General features: G+C 58.1%; 15 protein-coding genes and 2 pseudogenes. 7 read left to right on the top strand and 10 right to left on the bottom strand.

Annotation, left to right across the window (positions count from 1 at the left end; genetic code table 11):
- The first annotated feature begins 11 nt into the window (after positions 1–11).
- Entirely contained in the window at positions 12–329 is a 318-nt protein-coding gene (locus tag ACYZUD_RS28645) for a DUF3509 domain-containing protein (RefSeq protein WP_462021205.1), read from the top strand.
- Here ACYZUD_RS28645 and ACYZUD_RS28640 read toward each other — a convergent pair.
- The gene (locus tag ACYZUD_RS28640) at positions 326–826 is read right to left on the bottom strand and encodes a phosphate-starvation-inducible protein PsiE (protein ID WP_462021204.1); all 501 of its coding nucleotides are present in this window, start codon (positions 824–826) and stop codon (positions 326–328) included. The genes ACYZUD_RS28645 and ACYZUD_RS28640 overlap by 4 nt on opposite strands.
- Positions 827–1115: 289 nt before the next feature.
- Here ACYZUD_RS28640 and ACYZUD_RS28635 point away from each other — a divergent pair.
- Positions 1116–1355, top strand: a pseudogene (locus ACYZUD_RS28635) (YebG family protein); the annotation flags it as partial.
- A gap of 166 nt (positions 1356–1521) precedes the next feature.
- Here the strand turns inward: ACYZUD_RS28635 and ACYZUD_RS28630 are convergent.
- Entirely contained in the window at positions 1522–2541 is a 1020-nt protein-coding gene (locus tag ACYZUD_RS28630; RefSeq protein WP_462021203.1) for a Glu/Leu/Phe/Val dehydrogenase family protein, read from the bottom strand.
- 184 nt (positions 2542–2725) lie between these two features.
- Here ACYZUD_RS28630 and ACYZUD_RS28625 point away from each other — a divergent pair, with 184 nt between their 5' ends.
- Positions 2726–3529 carry a SirB1 family protein gene (locus ACYZUD_RS28625; protein ID WP_462021202.1) on the top strand — a complete coding sequence of 268 codons (804 nt, stop codon included), beginning with the start codon at positions 2726–2728 and terminating at the stop codon, positions 3527–3529.
- A gap of 97 nt (positions 3530–3626) precedes the next feature.
- Here the strand turns inward: ACYZUD_RS28625 and maiA are convergent, their stop codons facing one another.
- The 3 genes from maiA to hmgA are packed head-to-tail and all read right to left on the bottom strand — an operon-like array spanning position 3627 to position 6887.
- Entirely contained in the window at positions 3627–4262 is a 636-nt protein-coding gene (gene maiA / locus ACYZUD_RS28620) for a maleylacetoacetate isomerase (RefSeq protein WP_462021201.1), read from the bottom strand.
- A gap of 12 nt (positions 4263–4274) precedes the next feature.
- Positions 4275–5579 carry a fumarylacetoacetase gene (fahA, locus tag ACYZUD_RS28615; protein WP_462021200.1) on the bottom strand — a complete coding sequence of 435 codons (1305 nt, stop codon included), beginning with the start codon at positions 5577–5579 and terminating at the stop codon, positions 4275–4277.
- Between the two features lie 3 nt (positions 5580–5582).
- The gene (gene hmgA, locus ACYZUD_RS28610; RefSeq protein WP_462021199.1) at positions 5583–6887 is read right to left on the bottom strand and encodes a homogentisate 1,2-dioxygenase; all 1305 of its coding nucleotides are present in this window, start codon (positions 6885–6887) and stop codon (positions 5583–5585) included.
- Between the two features lie 165 nt (positions 6888–7052).
- Here hmgA and ACYZUD_RS28605 point away from each other — a divergent pair, with 165 nt between their 5' ends.
- Positions 7053–7838 carry an IclR family transcriptional regulator gene (locus ACYZUD_RS28605; protein WP_462021198.1) on the top strand — a complete coding sequence of 262 codons (786 nt, stop codon included), beginning with the start codon at positions 7053–7055 and terminating at the stop codon, positions 7836–7838.
- A gap of 26 nt (positions 7839–7864) precedes the next feature.
- Here ACYZUD_RS28605 and ACYZUD_RS28600 read toward each other — a convergent pair whose 3' ends face one another.
- The 4 genes from ACYZUD_RS28600 to ACYZUD_RS28585 all read right to left on the bottom strand — a co-directional run bounded on the left by ACYZUD_RS28600 (position 7865) and on the right by ACYZUD_RS28585 (position 14225).
- Entirely contained in the window at positions 7865–8200 is a 336-nt protein-coding gene (locus ACYZUD_RS28600; protein ID WP_462021197.1) for a hypothetical protein, read from the bottom strand.
- 143 nt (positions 8201–8343) lie between these two features.
- On the bottom strand, positions 8344–10899 hold the full coding sequence (locus tag ACYZUD_RS28595; protein WP_462021196.1) for a LuxR C-terminal-related transcriptional regulator: 2556 nt from the start codon (positions 10897–10899) through the stop codon (positions 8344–8346).
- 141 nt (positions 10900–11040) lie between these two features.
- Positions 11041–12408 carry a DUF1329 domain-containing protein gene (locus ACYZUD_RS28590; RefSeq protein ID WP_462021195.1) on the bottom strand — a complete coding sequence of 456 codons (1368 nt, stop codon included), beginning with the start codon at positions 12406–12408 and terminating at the stop codon, positions 11041–11043.
- 23 nt (positions 12409–12431) lie between these two features.
- A complete protein-coding gene (locus ACYZUD_RS28585; protein ID WP_462021194.1) occupies positions 12432–14225 on the bottom strand; it encodes a DUF1302 domain-containing protein in 1794 nt (597 codons plus the stop codon).
- 761 nt (positions 14226–14986) lie between these two features.
- Here ACYZUD_RS28585 and ACYZUD_RS28580 point away from each other — a divergent pair.
- The 3 genes from ACYZUD_RS28580 to ACYZUD_RS28570 all read left to right on the top strand — a co-directional run bounded on the left by ACYZUD_RS28580 (position 14987) and on the right by ACYZUD_RS28570 (position 18378).
- Entirely contained in the window at positions 14987–17116 is a 2130-nt protein-coding gene (locus ACYZUD_RS28580) for an S-type pyocin domain-containing protein (RefSeq protein ID WP_462021193.1), read from the top strand.
- Between the two features lie 2 nt (positions 17117–17118).
- Entirely contained in the window at positions 17119–17385 is a 267-nt protein-coding gene (locus tag ACYZUD_RS28575; protein ID WP_462021192.1) for a bacteriocin immunity protein, read from the top strand.
- A 225-nt stretch (positions 17386–17610) separates the two neighbouring features.
- Entirely contained in the window at positions 17611–18378 is a 768-nt protein-coding gene (locus ACYZUD_RS28570; protein ID WP_462021191.1) for an N-acetylmuramoyl-L-alanine amidase, read from the top strand.
- A 75-nt stretch (positions 18379–18453) separates the two neighbouring features.
- Here the strand turns inward: ACYZUD_RS28570 and ACYZUD_RS28565 are convergent.
- Positions 18454–18798: pseudogene (locus tag ACYZUD_RS28565) on the bottom strand (serine/threonine protein kinase); the annotation flags it as partial.
- Between the last annotated feature and the right edge of the window lie 11 nt (positions 18799–18809).

Below are 18809 nucleotides of genomic sequence, written 5' to 3'. Positions count from 1 at the left end.
GGTGACGCATCATGGACAACCCATTTCAGCTCATTACCGATGCTTTTGCACCGGATTACCAGATCAACCTGAGCATTCAGGGTCTGGATGGCAGCATCATGCTGACCCTCTCCAACAGTGGCCGCGTGGTTGCCAAACGGATGATCAGCGCCGAACAACGCAACGACCCCAAGCGCCTCAAACGCTTGGTGCAAAGCATCCAGTTCGGCATTGCCATCGAACAGGGCCACAGCGCCATGACCATCCTCGAGGCCATGACCGACGGCGACAATCGCAACCTGCCGCCGCCACAAATCAAAGGCCAGCCCCGACCCTCCATAAGGCTTTAAAGCTCGCCCTTCTCCACTTCAGGATATTCACCGGAACCCGCACCGCTCTTGCGTTGCGGGTGTTCGATCTTCACTGAAGGGAATTGCGACGAGGCGTAGCGCACCACCAGAATCGCAAACGCCAGCAGCAAAATCCCGCCGCACAAGTAGATGATCCCCAGGTCCGGCGGATTGTGGTGTGAGACGTTGGAGATCAGCAAACGTGTCAGCGCGGTGATCGCCACGTAGATCAGGAAACGCACCGGCATGTGATTGGTCTTGAAATAAATCCCGACCATCGCCCCCAGTTCCAGGTAGATGAACAGCAGCAAGATGTCGTCGATCTTGATGTGCCCCTCTTCAATCATCCCCAGAAACTCCATCACCGCCGCCCACGCGGTCACCGCACCGATGGCGAACAACGCCAGGTAATGGAAGGTCTCGACGAACAGGTTGCCCAGGGACTCGGCCAGTTCATGCACGTTCTGCCGCAGCTTCTCGGCCCAGTTGATTTTCACGATGGTTCTTCCTTAGCTCGGTTCGAGCGGATGATGCGGGTTGGACGTGACGGTTGTTCTGCATGCAGAAAAAAGGCCAGAGGCACCTGCGACATGATGGCGAGGTGCTCTAAAACGCGCTCCGTGGCGTTTGGTCGCACCCTGTGGGGATGGGTCGGCCTGACAAACCCTGAATTCGGTCTACATTAAAAAGCCACTACCCAAAGCGCAGGGATTCGCTTATCCTTTCGCTGTATATAAATACAGTGGTCGAAACAGACAACTAATGTGAAGGCATGTGAGGTGGTGAATGGCCGTCGAAGTGGTATACCGCAGCAGCCGAGATCTGGAGCGCTTGTTCATGGATAAAGCCGAAGCTGACCGTCATGACAAAATGCTCGAACTGGCCGAATTGCTGGCTGAAGTGTTGCAAAAAGCCGTTCCGTCCCTGAGCGAGCAGCAAGTGGAAGAAGCCGGGATCTACATGGCGAAAAATCGCGATGTGTTCGCCAAGGCGTTCAAGAGCCAGCCGGATGCACTGTCCGAATTGCTCAACGTACCTGTCGAAGTGATTGAACCCGTGGAAGCGACCGAAGCCGCCGAGCCGACCAAGCCGACGAAAGCAGCCAAGTCCGCCAAGTAAGCGACACCCGAATTGAATAGGCCCTGAGTCAAATGGCTCAGGGCCTTTTTCATGTCCGACAAAAATGCGCGGCTCAACGGTACAACACTCTCTCCGCCAACTCGTCCGCCACCCGCGCCGGGGAACGTTTTTCCGCCTGGGCATGGGCGAAGACTTCGGTCAGCCGTGAGCTGATTTTCGACAGGTGCGCGGTGATGGTTGTGAGTTCTTCGCCGCGGTGTTTGAGCGAAACATAGATCAACCCACCCGCATTGATCACGTAATCCGGTGCATACAAAATGCCTCGCCGCTCCAGTTGATCGGCGACTTCCAGATGAGTCAGCTGGTTGTTCGCCGACCCGGCCACCGCCGAGCAGCGCAGTTGCGTCACGCTGTTGCTGTTGAGCACACCGCCCAGGCCGCAAGGCGCGAGGATGTCGCACGGTGTGCTGAGCAACGCATCGTTGGCAATCGGGTGAGCACCGAGTTGCTCCATGGCCAGTTGCACCTTGCCGTGATCGATGTCGCTGACCAGCAATTCGGCGCCAGCGGCGTGCAGCTGTTCGGCCAGGGCAAAGCCAACGTTGCCCAGGCCTTGAATCGCCACGCGCAGGCCTTCAAGGTTATCGCTGCCCAAGCGGGCCATGGCAGTGGCACGAATGCCGGTGAATACGCCCATCGCCGCGTGGGGCGCAGGGTCGCCCGCCGAGGTGGTGCTGGTGACGTGTTGAGTCTGTTGGGCGATGCAATCCATGTCCGCCACCGAGGTGCCGCTGTCGATGGCAGTGATGTAGCGGCCGTCGAGTTGGTTGATGCAGCGTCCGAAGGCTTCGAACAGCGCGGCGCGGTTTTCCACATGCACCGGACGGACAATCACCGCCACACCGCCGCCTTGAGCCAGCCCGGCCAGGGCTGCCTTGTAGCTCATGCCTTGGGCGAGGCGAATGGCATCCTCGACGGCGGACTCGTCGCTGGGGTAGGCAAGGTAACGACAGCCGCCCAAGGCAGGCCCCAGGCGGCTGTTATGAATGGCAATGACCGCCTTCAACCCGGTGACAGGGTCGACGCTCAGATGCAGCGATTCAAGGCGAGTGCTTTGCATGAGAGCGAACATCGTAGGGGCTCCCGAATCACTTCTTGTAGTCGCCAGTATAGGCTTGCGCCCAAAAATTGCAGAAGCGCACCGGAATAAGCGCCGCCGCTATTCAGACTTTCGGACATAACCTGCAACCGTCTACGCACGGCACTGGACGAATGCCGGAGACGGGGCTAAAACGAGGCATTCGCCGGAGATTTTGATGACGCCCCGCCAATGCTTCTTCGCCTGTCTGCAACGTTCACCGCCCGCGCTGTTCGAGGCGGCGCTATGGATGGCGGCCGAACACGACACAGAGGTGAATCCCGAGGCGGTGCTGGCTGACTTCAAGGACCTGCAACAGCGGGTCAGTTATGGCTTGCCGATGTTGCCGGTGAGCGAATTGGCCCAACCGCTTTTGCGGCGCATGAATGACCTGGGCTTCGCTCAGGACGACTTCACCCCCTTGCGCCCGCAAGCGGCATTGGTCAACAAAGTGCTGGAACGCAGGCGTGGCCAGCCGCTGGCCCTGGGACTGATCGCGCTGGAGCTGGCCAAGGGTCTGGAAATCCCCATGGTCGGGGTCAACTTCCCCGGGCATTTCCTGCTGCGGGTACCGGGCGCCGATCACCTGCTCGACCCATGCGGTGGCCGTCGTCTGTACCCCAACGATTGTCGGGAACTGCTGCAACGCCAGTACGGCCCGAACATGAAACTCAATGCCGAGCATTTGCTGACAGCCGAGCCGGTGCAAATGCTGCAGCGGTTGTCGCGTAACCTGCGCCAGTTGCACCTTTCTCACGATGACTACATCGGTGCCCTGATCGACGCCGAACGTGTGCTGGAACTGGGTAACGCCAGCGCAGCTGATTACCTGGCGCGGGCAAGTCTCTATCAGCGATTGGATTGCCCGAATGCCGAGCGCTTCGACCTGGAGCATGCGTTGCTGCTCAGCGACGACCCGATCCAGCGGATTCGCCTGACTGAACGGCTGGGGCATTTGCCGCCAAATTCCATCGTCCATTAAAAGCAAAAGATCGCAGCCTTCGGCAGCGCCTACAGGGTGTACGCCATCCCAATGTAGGAGCTGGCGAAGGCTGCGATCTTTTGACCTTACTTCTGATTCAAGGGGTGTCTGGCTGGTTCGCCGGATGGGCCTTGATGAAGGCTGGATGTGTCGCTGCAAGCGCCGCCACCCGGCGAATCCGTGGATACGCCTCAAGCGAAATATTGAAGCGCTCGGCCGCGTACAGCTGCGGGATCAGGTAGGTATCTGCCAACCCAGGCTGCGGGCCGAAGCAATAGCCCTCATCACCCATCAACTGCTCCACCGTCGCCAATCCCTGGCTGATCCAGTGCCCGATCCACTCCACCACCTGCGGCTCATCGTGGCCCAACTGACGCAGCTTATTCAGCACGCTAACGTTGTGCAGCGGATGAACGTCGCAACCGATCACTGCCGCGACGCCGCGTTCATGGGCGCGAGCGGCGAGGTCTTTTGACAACAACGGGACCTGTGGATAACGCTCTTCCAGGTACTCGATAATCGCCGGTGACTGGATCAGCAGTTCGCCTTCGTCGGTGCGCAGCGCCGGAACCCGGCCTTGCGGATTGATGGCGAGATACGGCGGCTGCCGATGTTCGCCACCTTGCGGCGCGATCAGGTTGATCGGCAGCGCCTGGTAGTCCAGGCCCTTGAGCGCCAGCGCGATTCGCACCCGGTAAGACGAGGTGGAACGGTAGTAGGTATAGAGTTCCATGACCCGATCCTCTTAGCGCGCCGGCAGCACTTTGCCGCGGCATTCACCGAAACCGATGGAAGCAAACCCGTCACGGCTGCAACGGGCGCGCAGGATGATTTCGTCGCCGTCTTCGAGGAATTTACGCACCTCGCCCGAGGCCAGCTCGATCGGTTTTTTACCGCCTTCGGTGATTTCCAGCAGGCTGCCGAACTGACCGTTTTCCGGTCCCGACAACGTGCCCGAACCAAACAGGTCACCGGCCTGCAACTGGCAACCGTTGACGCTGTGGTGCGCGACCATTTGTGCCACGGTCCAGTACATGTGCTTGGTGTTGCTCAGGGTCAGGCGATGGGCCGGCAGGTTCTGCTCGCGCAGGCCTTCGGTGAGCAGCAGCACTTCCAGTTCGATGTCGAAGGCGCCAGCGGCTTGATCGCGTTTATCGAGCAGGTACGGCAGCGGCTGCGGATCGCCTTCCGGGCGTGCAGGTTGAGCGCGACGGAATGGCTCCAGCGCTTCGACCGTCACCACCCACGGCGAGATGCTGGTGATGAAACTCTTCGACAGGAACGGACCGAGCGGCTGGTATTCCCAGGCCTGGATGTCCCGCGCCGACCAGTCGTTGAGCAGGCAAAAACCGGCGATGTGATCGGCGGCGTCACCGATGGCAATCGAGTCGCCCATCTCGTTGCCCTGGCCGATCCAGATACCCAGTTCCAGCTCGTAGTCCAGACGTGCGCACGGGCCAAACGTCGGCTCGGTCTGACCGGCCGGCAGGGTCTGGCCCTTCGGGCGGCGAACGTCGGTGCCGGACGGGCGAATGGTCGAGGCGCGGCCGTGGTAGCCGATCGGCACGTATTTGTAGTTCGGCAGCAACGGGTTGTCGGGACGGAACAATTTACCGACGTTTTGCGCGTGCTCGATGCCGACGTAGAAGTCGGTGTAATCGTTGATTTTCGCCGGCAGGTGCATCTCGCAATTCGCCGCCAGTGGCAGCAGTTTCGCACCTTGGGTTTCGATCTTGCCGTGCAGCGTGCTGCCTTCCTTGAGCAGTTCCAGCAGACGTTCGCGCAGGGCAACGCGAGCTTCGCGACCCAGCTCGAAAAAAGCATTCAGCTGGCCGCCACGGGTGGCTTCGACCGCAACTTTTGCAGCGCCGTCGAACAGGCCGGCGTCGAGCGCCGCTTCCAGATCAAAAATATGTTCGCCGATGGCCACGCCACTGCGCGGTGCCGAACCCTTCACACTGAATACGCCCAATGGCAGGTTTTGCAGCGGGAAATCCGCATGGCCGTTGGCGGAGGCAACCCAGCTACGAGTGATGGAAGTCTGAGTCATGGATTATCTCCGGGTCGGGTCGAAAGTGGCGGGCAGCGTGGCCCAGCAAGCATCGTAGTTGTTTTGCAGTTGCGGGCAATCCAGCGCGAAACGGCTCGGGCGCAGCACTTGGCTGGTCTCGAACATGAAGGCCATGGTGTTGTCGATTTTCGCCGGGGCCAGTTCGGCGTTGATCGCCTTGGTGCAGGTTTCGCCGTCCGGGCCGTGGGCGCTCATGCAGCTATGCAACGACGCGCCACCGGGTAAAAAGCCTTCGGCCTTGGCGTCGTATTCGCCCTGGATCAGGCCCATGAATTCGTTCATCAGGTTGCGGTGGAACCACGGTGGCCGGAAGGTTTTTTCGGCCACCATCCAGCGCGGCGGGAAGATCACAAAGTCGAGATTGGCCAGACCGTGAACGCTGGTCGGCGAGGTCAGGACGGTGAAAATCGACGGATCCGGGTGATCGAAACTGACCGTGCCGATGGTGTTGAAACGGCGCAGGTCATACTTGTACGGCACGTTATTGCCGTGCCAGGCGACCACGTTCAGCGGCGAATGATCGAGCTCGCACCCCCACAACTGGCCGAGGAATTTCTGCACCAGGGTAGTGGGTTGCTTGAGGTGTTCGTAATGGGCGACCGGGGTCAGAAAGTCCCGCGGGTTGGCCAGGCCATTGCTGCCGATCGGCCCCAGGTCCGGCAGACGCAGTGGCGCACCGTGGTTTTCGGCGATGTAACCGCGGGCTTGCGGGTCGAGCAGTTCGACGCGGAATTTCAGACCGCGAGGCAGTACGGCGATTTCCAGCGGTTCGAGGTCCAGCATGCCCAGTTCGGTGGCGATGCGCAGGCGACCCAGTTGCGGAACCAGCAACAGTTCGCCGTCCGCGTTGAAGAGCACCCGCTCCATGGAGCGGTTGGCGCAGTAGTTGTAGAGGCTGATCCCGGCCGGTTTTTCCCCGCCCGAGTTGGCGGCCATGCTCACCAGCCCGTCGATGAAATCGGTGGGTTCGGTCGGCATCTCCAACGGGTTCCAGCGCAGCCGATTGGGGGTGACTTCCCCCAATGGACCACCAGCCAGTTGCCGATCCAGTTTGACGAACGCCGGGTGATTGGCCGACGGCTGAATGCGGTACATCCAGGTGCGCCGCGCTTCACTGCGGGCCATGGTGAACGCGGTGCCGGAGAACAGTTCGGTGTAGAGGCCGTACGGGACTTTTTGCGGGGAGTTCTGGCCGACGGGCAGTGCGCCGGGCAACGCTTCGCTGCTGAACTCGTTGCCGAAGCCGGACTGATAAGCCAGCGCGGGCGCCGTTGAATCGAGGTTCATGGAGCCTCCTGAACAGGGAGTAGGCCGTGGCCTGTCACTCCGTTGAGAAGGTACTGGCACGCCTTGGTTATTTTTATCGTAATTCAATTACGCATAACGTAATTTGATTGGTATTGACCGTCAAGCTATAAAGACGCCCATTCGTCCCGGGATCACACCGCCTCCATGGAAAAGCCGCTCAGCAACGGTAAACAGAAAGTCCGCTCGGCCGAAGTCGGCACCGACATCCTCAAGGCCCTGGCCGAGTTGTCGCCCTCGACTTCGTTATCGCGTCTGGCCGAACATGTGCAGATGCCGGCGAGCAAGGTTCACCGCTATTTACAGGCACTGATCGCCAGTGGTTTTGCCGAGCAGAACACCGCCACCAACCATTACGGTCTGGGCCGCGAAGCCTTGCGCGTGGGTCTGGCAGCGCTCAACAGTATGGACGTGCTGAAAGTCGCCGCCCTGCCCTTGGCCGAATTGCGCGATGAGTTGAACGAGACCTGCTTTTTGGCAGTGTGGGGCAATCAGGGTGCGACGGTGGTGCATATCGAACCGGCGGTACGTGCCGTCACGGTGGTGACGCAATTGGGCTCGGTGTTGCCGTTGCTCAGTTCATCCACCGGCCTGGTATTTGGCGCGTATCTGCCAAAGCGCGAAACCGTCGACCTGCGCGAGCAGGAACTGCAAATCGCCAGCGCTCATGCCCTGTCGGATGATCACGTCTACAAGACCTTGTGCGAACAGATCCGCGATCGCGGCCTGCATCATGTGCATGGTTTGCTGATGCCGGGGGTCGATGCGTTGTCGGCGCCGGTATTCAACGCGGTCGGGCACGTGGCGGCGGTCATGACTATCGTCGGCCCCGCGTCGCTGTTCCACGCCGACGAAAACGGCCCGGCGGCGCAGCGATTGCTGGCGGCGACCCGGGCCGTAAGTTGGCGGATGGGGTATGAGCCACCCGTTTAAATTATTTGGCTGCCTGCTGAGAGCAATTATTTGTTTCGGTAGGACTCGACCACGATACGGCCTACATGATTAAGGTCGATCATATCCAGTTCGATAATTCGATAAGCAGGATCAAAAGTCCATCGTTCGGAGAAAATACCCGCATAAGTATCATCGAAAGCCGGCAATTCATCCGCCTGCACTTTCTCCATGATCGCCCAACTTAGACTTTCGGAGTAATCAACGACCTGCTTACCCTCATCGTTGGTCACTACCGAAGTCAGAAAAGTTTCATCAACATTGATCGCATAGCCCATGTCGTTGAAAATCTTGCCGAGCTTCTCGCTCACTTCTTCCAGTAAATAATTTTTCACAAATAGCATCCTTACTATAAATAGGGGTCGACCAACACACGTTCAAAAAGACAAATACAAATTGACGGGCCGACACCGACTTTATAATCACTCCAACTAACGAAGTACACCCCGTAACTTGTATGAATTCGTAAACAAACAACTAAAAAATCTCAAACAACAATTCCCAAGACTTTTGCCTTCGCTACAGCCTGAGTCCTCCGCTCCACTCCCAACTTCCCGTTAATCCGTCGCGCGTGAGTTTTTACCGTATGTAAAGATATGAATAACAGATCGGCGATTTGTTGATTCGAGTTACCTTGGGCCACTAACTTGAGCACCTCTATTTCGCGCTGACTTAACCGATTCTGGGCAAACGCCATCGCCTGCGGATCATCACACGACTCGGCACGCCCTACGGCCTCCAGCAACCGTGGCTGGCGCAACTGCAAATCGCGCAAGGCCTGGTGAACGTTGCAGCGCTCAACCAGTGCCAAACCTTCCTGCAGCGACTGCCGGGCCGTGGATGAGTGCCCCGTCAGCCAGGCCACTTCAACCAGCGCCAACTGCAATTGCGCTTGCAGCCCCGACATCCCCCGCTGCCTGGCCCACTCCAGCAGAACTTCAAGCCGAGCCAAGGGAGTTTGCGCCGCCCCCAGATACACCTCGGTCAGCACCAGCAGATATTCCAGACCCGGGATCAACTCCAGCGTTGCCGGCGGAGCCTGCCGCGCATGGGGCCCGTGATAGTGGCGCAGCACCCGCGTCAGGGCTTCATGCGCCAACTCCGGGCGACCCTGCTGCAGCCAGAAATGGCAGCTGAAGTACAGCAGCACACCGCGGTAGACCGTGTCTGGAATCCGTCGTTGTTGCATCAACCGTTCAGCGTCACGCAACAGGACGAAGGCCTGGGCGTAATCCAGTCGATTGGCGGCCAGTTGCGCCAGACCGAGGAAACCATACAGCGCTCGCTTGTCCTGGTTGCGCAGGCAGATTTGCAACCCGCTCTCAAAATACGAGGCCGCCTGCGCTTCCTGGCCCTGAGACAAACTCAGCCGCCCACGACGCAGGGCAATTCGCCCCAGCAAGGGTTCGGCCAGCGGTTGCTGACGGGTGAGCAGCCCGTGCATGTTAGCGAGCAGGCTCTCGGCCCTGCCGGACGCTCCGCGCTGTTCGAGCAATTGCGCGTGATCGAGCTCCAGCACGCCTTCAAATACCAGTGAACCCTGCGCCCGGGCCAGGCACAACGCCTCACGGTTAACCGCCTGCGCAACATCGAGTTCGCCCCTGAGCAACGCCTGTTGCGTCAAGCCGGACAGGCACATCAGTCGGGCGGTCCAGAGCTCGGGGCCGAGGTCGCTGAGCGCATCGAGAAAATGTGCGCGCGAGCCGTCCATGCGTCCCTGCAAATGCAGCAACCACCCCTGCAGCGCCTGCCAGCGCGCGATCAATTGCCGTTGCTGCAACGCGGACGGCTGAGGGGTGAAGCGCGACAAATGCTCAATGCATTCCCCCGCTTGCTCGAATCGTCCGGCAAACAACAAGGCCGCAGTCACCAGCCCGACCAATTGCGACGAGCCGAGCATCAATTCCTTGCCTTGCTGTTCATGCAGACGCAACAAGAGCACCACCGTCTGCTCCTCGAACAGGTGCTCGAAACTGAAATGCTGCAACAGGCTGACGGCGACCTCGAACTCTTCGGCCAGCAAGGCCTGTTCAAATGCAGCCTTCCAGTCCAGTTCCGCCGCAAACCACTGACAGGCGCGACGATGCCAGGAGCGTCCCGCCGGCCATGGTTCTTCGCGCACCAATTGCGTGAGAGGGGCGAAAATCTGCAGCCAGTCTGTCGAGTCTTGCCAGGGTTCAATGAAACACCCCAACGCCAGCAACGTGCCCAGGCATTGAGCACCCTCGCCTGCTCCGAACAGGTGGTCGCACAGCCGGGCATTGAATCGCGGCAAGTGGGCCAGCACGCGCCAGGCTTCCGTCAGTTCCGGGGTCAGACTGCCAAACAGCTCGTGTTCCAGATAGTCGTGCAGGGTGTCCGCCCGGCTGTGGGCCGTGTCGTTGCGTGACCAGTCGCATTTTTGCAGCAGCGCCATCCGTACGCCTGCGCACCAGCCGCCACTGCGCTCGATGATCCTGCTGGCACCTTTCGCAGCCAGGGCCGGCTCCAGGTGATGCAGCAGTTTTTCGACTTCACCTTGATTGAACGCCAGCGTGGAAGGCGCGCAGTCGTACAGCTCGTCATCGAGTAACAACCGTGGCCAATTGCATTGCGGACGGCGGCGACCACTCAGCCACCAGGTGATCATCGGGCTACTGATGGCCAACATCCGGTCGAGCAACAGGTCGAGGTCCGAGTGGGGGATACGGCAATAGTCATCGAGAAACAGCCACGTCGGCGTCTGTGCGCGAGCCAGAGACTCCAGCAATGCGGGTTCGGCCGACGAGCCCAACCCCAGCGCTTGAGCCAGTCTCTGTCGAAAGTCGACCGCACTCATCGGCGCCCCCGCCAACGGCAGCCAACAGACCCGACACTGTGCAGGCGCCTGCAACAGGCATTCGACGAGCAGCGCACTCTTGCCGCTGCCAGCGGGCGCACAGAGCAATTTCACCCGCGCCGTCGATGCCAGCAACGGCTCGATCAACCGCTCGCGAGACAGATGATGGGAAGACAAACGGGGCAGGAGTCCAGGACGGTCCAGACACGGAGTCATGGCAGTCATTGTGGTGCGCCTTTTTATATTTATGGCGCCACCCTAGCCCTCTCCACACGGCTTGTTGAAGAAGTATTCAACACACTGATCGACACCTATAAAAAAGGTGACCACGAGGTCACCTTTTTCTGTAGGAGCCTGTAGGACTGATTACCTCACCCCTGTACTCCGCAGGGCTGCCGGCGTGTAGTCCCCTGATTTGGCATCGATACCGAATTCAAAACTGCGCTTCTCCTCGTTCTTCATCCCCAGGGCAATGTAGCGACCGGCAATCAGGTCATACAGCGCTTCAACGGTATACGCCGGAACCTGGTGATCGTAGTAGTACTGAGCGTGCCCTTCGGCAACACGCCAGAGCTGACCGCGACCGTCGTAGTGATCGGCCAACGCCACCTGCCAACTGTCTTCGTCGATGTACATGTGACGCTTGGCATACACGTGTCGTTCGTTCGGCTTGACCGTGGCGACGATCTCCCAGACCCGGTGCAACTCATAGCGGGTCAGGTCCTGATTGATATGCCCGGCCTTGATCACATCGGTGTACTTGAGGTCCGGCGAGTCGAGTTTGTAGCTGTTGTAAGGGATGTACATTTCCTTCTTGCCGACCAGCTTCCAGTCGTAGCGATCCGGTGCACCGGAAAACATGTCGAAGTTGTCGGTGGTGCGCAGGCCATCGGACGAGGTGCCCACGCCGTCATAGGCCACTTGCGGCGCACGCCGCACGCGTCGCTGGCCAGCGTTGTAAATCCAGGCCTTGCGCGGTTCCTTGACCTGGTCGAGGGTCTCATGCACCAGCAACACGTTGCCCGCCAGCCGCGCCGGCGCAGTCACTTCCTGCTTGAAGTAGCTGAGCACGTTCTCGTCGCTGCCGGGTTTCAAATCACCCAGCAGCGAGGGCACAGCGACCTCGTCCTTGAAGCGGATCACGGTGAAATCGCCATTGGATTGAGGCGTTGCCTGGGTGATGGTGCGGCGCAGGTTACCGCCGTGATAACGGGTGACGTGGTTCCAGATCACCTCGACACCGTTCTTCGGAATCGGAAAGGCGTAGTAGCGATTGCCGGTGAAATTGGCCAGACCGTTGCCGTCGTTGATCGGTGTCACGTTCAGCGCGCTGCGCTTGGCCGATTCATAGATTTCCGATGGCACAGCCACGGTACGATGGGTCGGGTAGACCGGAATCTTGTAGGTCTCGGGGTAGCGCTTGAACATCGCTATCTGACCATCGGAGAGCTTGTCCTTGTACTTGTCGACCGTCGCCGCGGTGATGGTAAACAGCGGCTTTTCAGTGGCGAACGGGTCGGCCAGGAAACCTTTGCTGTCCACCGCACCGGCGTTTTTCGGGATGCCGCCGGTCCAGGCCGGGATCGAGCCGTCAGCATTGCCGGCCTTCTCGGCGCCCAACGGGGTCAGGCTGGTGCCGAGCTTGTTCGCTTCTTCCGGCGACACCGCGGCCATTACGTTGGTAGCGAGCAGGCTCAGGGCCAGGGCGCTGCATTGCAGAATCATCTTGCGCATTGAAATCATCCTTCTCAGCCAGATCAGAAGTTCACACCAAAGCTCAACGCCAGGAAGTCGCGATCTTCCAGGGTGTTGTAGTCACCGCCGAAGAAATCGGTGTAACTCAAGCTCGCGGTATAGGAGTTGCGGTAGTCGGCATCGACCCCGACGCTGATTGCCTTGGCGCCTTCGTTGAACAGCCCGTTGGGGCCGTAGCCAGCGACGTCGTGGGACCACGACAGGTTGGGTTTGAAATTGATCCCGGCGATGACGTTGTTGTAGTCAAGGATGGCGCGGGCGCGGTAGCCCCACGAGGTCGAGGTCACGAAACCGTCCCTGTCACCGCGAAAACCGTATGCGCCATACACCGAGTCACGGCCATAACGCAGCTTGCTGCGGGCTTCCAGACCACCGACGTGGACAACCGCCGCCTCGCCCACCAGGGTCAGTCGGTCGGCCCCTGCGACCTGATCGATGAAGTGCGTCAGGGTGCTCTGGATCTGCGTCACTTCCTTGCGGCGATAACCCTTGTTGTCGGCGCCGGGCCGCGTGGCAATCGGCGAAGCCGCGCCGCCCGCGATCGGGTTGAGCAAGGCCAGGGTCAGGTCGGTACTGTTGACCTGCACCGGCAGGTTCGGGCGATAGCTGATCTCGCCGGTCCATGCGGTGCCGGTAGGCAATGTGGTGGAGAAACTTGCGCCGTAGAGGCGAATGTCTTCCGGGTATTCGAGGTAATACTGGCCGCGACCGAGCATCACGCTCTGAGCCAGGGCCGACCCGGTGCCGGGCGCAATAGCGTTGGCGGTAGCGACGATGCCGGGGATCTGTGCCAGCGTGCCGAGGCCGGCGGTGGTGGTGCCGACATTCGGTGTGCGGCTGTGGTAATTCATGAAGTACAGACCGTACTCGGTGTCGTCGCCCAGCCAGCGCAGCGCCGTGCCCCATTGCCCGGAGTCGCGGGCATCGCGGTCGCCGCCACGGGGCACGATCACGCCTTCCCTGCCGACCTGGAAGCCCTGGCCAAATGCGGCGGCAATCGGTTGCAACGGCGCGATGGCCGGGCTGGCAACGGTGTATCCCGTGGTGCAACCGTCTGCCGCCACGTCACCGCCGAAGAAGGTGCCGCAATTGTCGAGAACGGTCTGGTCCCACTCCAGTTGATAGAAGCCTTCCACCGTGAGCTTGTCGGTCAAGCCTTGCGAAGCGAACAGCATGTTCACCGGAATCAGGCCTTCCTTGATCTCGGCGCCAGGACGCCGGAACGCTGAAACGTCGACCGGGTTGATGCTGTTGATCGAGTTGCCGATGAACGTACTTTCGCCCCAACTGACCACCTGTTTACCGGCACGCACAGTGCCCGGCAGATCGGCGATGGAATAGTTGTGATAGACGAACGCATCGAGGATCTGCGCGCCGGAAGACTTGGAGCCCTCTTTGCGATTGTGATCGCTGATCGGCTTGAACTCGCGGTCTTCGTCCTTCAGCTCGAAGTCGTACCAGTACTTGCCACGGACGAACACCCCGGTGTCGCCGTACTTCAGTTCAAGGTCGTGAATACCCTTGAAGATCTTGGAGAACGTTTCGCCCTTCTTGAAGTTCAGTCGCCCGTCATCACCGGTCGACGCCTGGCCGGTCCCGCCGTTGACGATACCCACCAGAGATTTATCGGCATCGCGCATGCCCCAGCTCGCGCCGACGGATAGCGAGGAGTCGAACGTCCCCTCGATTTCGCCAATGTTGAATGAAACGGCCTGTGCCTGGGCACAGCAACCCAAGGCAACCGCAGCGGCCAGCGCCTGCGGCGTGAAGATGGCGCGCATTGTTGTTTTTGTCATGCGTCTTCCCCGGTGAGTGACAGAAGGCCACACCCTACTGCCGCAGGTCGGGGTCGATAAGCGCACGAAGGAGGTATTTGGGGTGTAGCTCTAAAGGATGAATGGCCATAGGTGACGTTGGTTTACGCCGGGTATGGGTGGGCTGGATTGAGGGTTATCAGTCAGATGCATGTAGCGCTGCGAACGCCCCCTGTAGGAGCTGCCGAAGGCTGCGATCTTTTGATCTTGATCTTCTTGCGATGCTGAAACTGCCTAAGGTCAAGATCAAAAGATCGCAGCCTTCGGCAGCTCCTACACCTGAGAATCAGGACTGTTGCTCAGACTGTAACACTGCATGTCTGGAATCGCTCTTTTTCCTTTGAACTCAGGCACTTATTCTTGCCGGGCTTTCACGGCAAACGGCCTGAAAGCACGAAACAATGGCGGGTGACCCGTCCATGCCATCGGCGACAGATTTCAGATGAATTGAAGATTTTCGACTCATCGCCCCGTGTTCACTGACGTTGATTTATAGCTCCTGATCAATCGTCTTACTTTGGCCGCTGCTTTTGCAGCGGCCTTTTTTATGTGGGTTTATTTCCGAGATAAAACTTCTTGTTTCCTACATCACTGTCGGAAACGCTCACCTGCCTGCATTAAGAAATCGAACTTATAGTTTCCTTGGTCGCCCTGGATGGGTGACGACATAAATAGCCATGAACGACCGCACGTGTTGAATACCGACGTGGCTATTCAGATATTCGAATAGAAAGGAACTCGATATGCAGCAAGAAAAAAATATCCTTGTTAATAGAGGTATACCCCGTACGCCTTCGTCGTCTTCTGGTTTCGGATTTAGCGCAGGGGGCGTGTCAAACCCCGACCACTCCGACCGTGCATACGACGCAGTAGATTCTGCCTTTGAATGGCTGAATGAAAGCAACACTTCTACCGAAGAGCTCTTCAACAAAAACATCAAGAACATCATGTATATAACCGAAGCCGAACTCGCAAAAACGAGAGCGGCTGTTGCTGCAGTGGTACCCCCTGGAACCGATGCTCTCGAGATTGAATTACGGACGCTTAAGCTACAACTTTTCAAAGCCAGGACAGATCATCAAGAACACATAGGAATAGCCAATCTTTATCATGGCCATGACCCACTGACCCACAAAGCTCCAGATTCTAATCATAAGGGTTTCGAACTCATTGGTCGTCGCGGAGGGCAAAGGGCTTATTACAACGCAATTACCAAATGGAATGTCTCTTATGCCGCGGCTTACGAGGCAAAGTTTCTGGCTGAGCAGATCAAGCTGTTGGATGCTCGCTTAGCCACACAAAACAAAGCCATTGCCGATGCCAACGCAAAAGCAGCAGCAGCAGCGGCAGCGGCTCAGGCAAGAGCCCAGGCTGAAGCCAAACGCGTGGCCGAGGAACAGGCGCGATTGGCAGCGGAACAGGAAGCCCAACATGTTGCCGCAGAAAAGGCGCGCATACAGGCGGAAGCTGACGCTTATGTTGAGGCTCAAGCTAAATCTAAAGCTCAGCTTCAGGCTCTGGTTCAGCTTGAGGCTCAAGAAAGGGCACGAATCTCAGCATTGAATACAGCTCTGGCCGAGGCTGAAGCCAAGGCAGAAGCAGCCGCGGCTCAACGCCAAGCTCAACTGGCGAATCTGAAGATACAGCAACGGAAAGAAAGGCAGGCGCAAGAACGCGAGCGGCAACAGGCTCGTCTGGCAGTAGAGGCTGAGGCCCAACGACAACTCGAGCAGGCACGCCTCTTGGCGCAATGGCGAGAGGAAACAGAGGCTCGGTGGCAAAACCCCACGTTTGCCAATGTCGGTTCGATGGCGGCATTCGGCCCGGCGTTTACCGGAACTACCGGGACCTTCGGCGTTAGTCCAGCAACCTCCTTGGCGCTCAGGACTGCGCTTCGCGCAGCGGTATCCGCGGCTATCGCAGCTCTTGCGACTGCAGCAACGCCGGTCTTGGTCGGGTTCGCCGCCCTATTGGCGCCCTCCAGACTGGGTAACGGTGATCTTTTCTCTGTCAGTGTTCCGCTGTCAGAACTCGCTCCTGATTCAACCGCCGACCTGTATGGATTGGCAGCCGTCGGAGGGGAAATCGACCTGCCAGTGCGACTCGGCTCGAGGACGATAGGCAATAGGGTAGAGATTGTCGTTCTTACCACTGACGGAGTGACAGTACCCGCCAGTGTGCCGGTAAGGTTCGCTCACTTTGACGCGCGCAAGAATGTATACGTTTCCGGTAGCACCGTCTCCAACGGTCCCGTCATCACCTGGACGCCGCTGGTAGAACCGCAGGATCCTTCAACGGAATTTCCGCTGATCGACACTGACCTGCCGATCTATGAAGGCGCTACCGTCACCCCCGACGCGGGACGAATCGATCCGTTTCCGGAACTGGATCGCTACGGGTTTGGTGGCTTCATCACCGTCTTTCCGATCGACTCCGGGATCCCTCCGACATTCACGATGTTCAGGGATCGGCGGCAGGATCCCGGTATTGCCAGCGGGAGCGGACAGTCGGTTTCAGGAAATTGGTTGGGTGCTGCCTCAACGCTGGAAGGAGCGCCGATCCCCAAGCAGATTGCGGATAAACTTCGGGGGCGGGAGTTTTCGAGTTTTAAATCGTTTCGTAGAGTATTTTGGAAGGCCGTAGCAAGTGAGAGAACTTTGAATGGACAGTTCACTCCACTCAATAAAATTGATTTGAGAGATGGCTTATCACCAAGTGCCAAGTCTTCGGAACAAGTGGGCAGACGGAAAAAATTTGAAATACACCACGTTAAACCTATCAGCGAAGGCGGCGCAGTCTACGATATAGACAATCTTCGTATACTGACACCAAAGCAGCACATCGAAGCCCACTCCAAAAAAGGAGAAATGTGAAAATGACACTTAAAGATAGATATGAAGATTACACAGAGTCTGAATACCTTAATGTTATAAATCGTTTGTTCCAAGGGAGGTTCTCATCAGAGAAAGAGCACGATGCTTTTGTGGACAACATCGTAAGCACTTCAGAACATCCAAACGGCACCGATATTTTATATTATCCCGAGGAGGGTGTTGAAGACGGCCCTGCCGGCGTACTAAAGGCCATCAAACAATGGCGAGCAGCCAACGGCAAACCAGGTTTCAAATCTGAAGCACAGTAATCCAAACAAAGAAGCAAGCATTCGTGCTTGCTTCTTATACTGCCCATCCCCCGCCAGAACTTATACAAACTCGCGAGAGACTTCCTACCACCTACACACTTCTCGGAAAGCGACTACACAGTTCTGTAATCACACGAAGCGCCCCAGCGATTAAGGTTAATCACAAGTCAGCCATTCATTTAAACCCTGCTGATTTCAACTTAATTCACTGCGAGCATTCTTTTCATGAAACCCATTGACTACAACAAGTACCGCTCTACTAAAAGTTTTAACACCCGCGTACGTTTTCTGATTTTCCACTACACAGCCGGCAACTTCTCCAGTTCGGTCAATGCACTGACCGGCCCGAATGTCAGCGCCCACTATCTGGTTCCCGACATCACCGATCCGAGCTACTTGAAAGCAGGTTATACCGGGCAGGAAGTGTTCAATCTCGTCGACGAAACCAAGCGCGCGTGGCATGCGGGCGTCAGTACCTGGGGCAATCGAAGCAATCTGAACGACACGTCTATCGGCGTTGAAATCGTCAACCTTGCAACGTTTAGCCAAGGGGTTTTCAACTTTCCGCCGTATCAGCCAGAACAAATTGCCGCCATTGAAGAGCTGGCGTTGAACATCCTTGAACGCTATCCGGATATCAGCCCGACCCTTGTTCTGGGGCACTCGGATATTGCGGTCGGCCGCAAGAGTGACCCAGGGCCGAAATTCCCCTGGCATGCCCTTTACCTGAAAGGCGTCGGTGCCTGGTTCGACGATGCCACCCGAGACACCTATCTGCAGCAATATTGCGAGACCGGCATTCCTGCCCGAACCGAATTGCTAAAACTGTTCAAGACTTACGGGTACGACGTTTCCGGCGCGTCAACCGAACAAGGCTTCACACACCTTGTTCGGGCCTTTCAGTTGCACTTTCGCCCGGAGACTTACGACGGGATCATGGATGCACAAACGGCAGCGAATCTGGCGGCATTGGTCCACAAGTATTTTTCTTGATCACCGCTGCAAACCAGACTTCAGGTCCAATCATTAAGAACCAGCAAGGTCAAAACGGTGACCTTGCTGGCTTCATTAAAGCGAGTACTTCTGCAAATTCCCCATCATTTCCTTCAGCGCCTCAATATTATCCTTCGGATGCGCCGCCCCCTCGAAATCGCAAATCTGCTGCCAATGCGCCGCCACATCTTCCGGCGAGAACCCCACTCGCGGATCAAACCCGGCACCCAGCCTACGCTCCCAGCGCACCTTGCCCATCCAGCCGCCACCCACTTCAAACAACCCGGACGTTTCCTGGCAATTCTCACTGGCGAGGTACACCACCAACGGGCTGACCAGTTCCGGTTTGAGTTGTTCGAACACTTGCGGCGGGATCAGGCCTTCGGTCATGCGGGTGCCGCCGGTGGGGGCGATGGCGTGTGATCCGTCCA

Source organism: Pseudomonas sp. XS1P51 (assembly GCF_054897845.1).
This window is presented reverse-complemented; position numbering and strand designations above follow the sequence as displayed.